Below are 2,195 nucleotides of genomic sequence, written 5' to 3'. Positions count from 1 at the left end.
TCTTCGCGCAAGCCTCGGTGGGCCTGTCCGAACTGACGCTGGATGGCCGCTTCGCCCGCGTCAACGATGCACTGTGCCAGATGCTGGGGCGCAGCGAACCCGACCTGCTCGGCCTGCACATGGACGACCTGATTCACCCGGATGACATGGCGGAGAACCGCGCGCGGGTCGAACAGCTGCTGAAGACCGGCGTGCCGTTCACGCTGGAGAAGCGCTACTACCGGCCGGATGGCGACTGGGTCTGGGTCTCGTCCAGCATGAGCAGGCTGGATGATGAGCAGGGCCGTCCGCTGGCACTGATCGCCGTGAAGACCGACATCACCGAGCGCCGCCGCGTCGAAGTCGCGCTGCGCGAGCTGAACGATACGCTGGAAGAACGCGTAGGCCGCGAAATTGCCGAGCGCGGCAAAGCCGAAGAAGCCATGCGCCAGTCGCAGAAGATGGAAGCGGTGGGCCAGCTCACGGGAGGCGTGGCGCACGATTTCAACAACGTTCTGCAGATCATCGCCGGCAATCTGCAAATGCTGCAAATGCAGATGCGGAACAACGATGTCGCGCGGCGCCGCGTGGAGATGGCGCAGGATGCAGTGGACCGCGGCGCCAAGCTGTCCAGCCAGCTGCTGGCGTTTGCGCGGCGCCAGCCGCTGCGCCCGGTGGTGACCGATCTGGGCCGCCTGGTCGGCGAGATGGAGGAGCTGCTGCGTAATGCCATCGGCGAAGCGGTGGAACTGGTCACCGTGGTCGGCAGCGGCTTGTGGAATACGCTGGTGGACCCGGCGCAAATCGAGGCGGTCGTCCTGAACCTGGCCATCAATGCGCGCGATGCCATGGGCGGTACGGGCCGCCTGACCATTGAGCTGGGCAATGCCGTGCTGGACGAATACTACGTCAACCGCTTGGTCGACGTGCCGTCCGGCCCTTACGTGATGCTGGCCGTGACGGACACCGGCTGCGGCATGTCGCCGGAAGTGGTGGAGCGCGCCTTCGAGCCTTTCTTCACGACGAAGCCGGAAGGCGAGGGCACCGGACTGGGCCTGTCGATGGCGTATGGCTTCGTCAAGCAAAGCCGCGGCCACATCAAGATTTATAGTGAACCTGGACAGGGAACGAGTGTCAAAATCTATTTGCCCCGTTCCATGATGAATGAAGAAGAGAACACCGTGCACGACCTGAGCAGCCCGGTGACCGGCGGCACGGAAACCATCCTCGTGGTGGAAGACGATCCGGGCGTGCGCGCCGTGGTGTATGACATGCTCTGCACGCTGGGCTACCGCGTGCTGCAGGCGCAGAACGGCGAGGAGGCCTTGCGTATCCTGCACGGGACGACGCCGATCGACCTGCTGTTCACCGATGTGGTCATGCCCGGTTCCGTGCGCAGCCCTGATCTGGCGCGCATCGCCTGCGAGCTGCGGCCGGAATTGGCGGTGCTGTTCACATCCGGCTATCCGCAGAACGCCATCGTGCATGGCGGCCGCCTCGACGAAGGCCTGGAATTGTTAAGCAAACCCTATCAGCGCGACGAGCTGGCACGCAAGCTGCGGCAAGTGCTGGATCAGCGCACGATGCCCGAAGCGCCGGCAATGACAGCGACAGATATCGCCGCGCGTGAGGCATCGATGCGCATCCTGGTGGTGGAAGATAATCCCGATTCCCTGCAGATGGTCTGCGAGCTGATCGGCATGCTGGGCCATACGGTGACTGGTGTTGGCAATGGCGAGGCCGCGCTGGAGCTGATCGCGCAGCAGCACTTCGATATCCTGTTCACTGACGTCAGCCTGCCGGGCATTTCCGGCATCGAACTGGCGCGGCGCGCGCTGACGCAGCAGCCGCTGCGCGTGATCTTCTCGACCGGCTACGGCAAGGAAGCCCTTGATCAACTGGAATTCCCAGCCAGCATGCTACGCAAGCCTTATGAACTGGCCGAGCTGGAAGCTGCGCTCAACCCTCCTGCTGAGCATTAATCCTACGGCGATGGCAGCCGCCGTCCGATAACGTGCGCATCCCCGGTGGCCTACAGTGCCAGCATGGGAAAATCAATTAAGGGCCAGACGCGCACGCAGCTGATCCGCGGCCTGCTGCGCAATGTATTTGGCGTAGACCAGCTGCGGAGCGGCCAGCAGCGCGTGATCGATAGTGTGCTGGCGGGACGCGACACGCTTGCCGTCATGCCGACCGGCAGCGGCAAGTCGCTGTGC

The 2,195-nt window shown here is 63.8% G+C and carries 2 protein-coding genes; both read left to right on the top strand.

Features of this window, described 5'->3' with window-relative positions; genetic code table 11:
* Nucleotides 1-1,961: response regulator (locus AB4Z11_RS30030; protein ID WP_442029586.1), on the top strand; the 1,961-nt coding region annotated here is incomplete at its 5' end.
* 63 nt (nucleotides 1,962-2,024) lie between these two features.
* A partial coding sequence (locus AB4Z11_RS30025; protein ID WP_442029588.1) for a DEAD/DEAH box helicase occupies nucleotides 2,025-2,195 on the top strand: 171 nt, incomplete at its 3' end.

The organism is Pseudoduganella sp. RAF53_2, from assembly GCF_052113985.1.
GTDB lineage: Bacteria > Pseudomonadota > Gammaproteobacteria > Burkholderiales > Burkholderiaceae_D > Rugamonas.
Note: the sequence above shows the minus strand (reverse complement) of the source record. Positions and strands in the feature narration are given on the sequence as shown.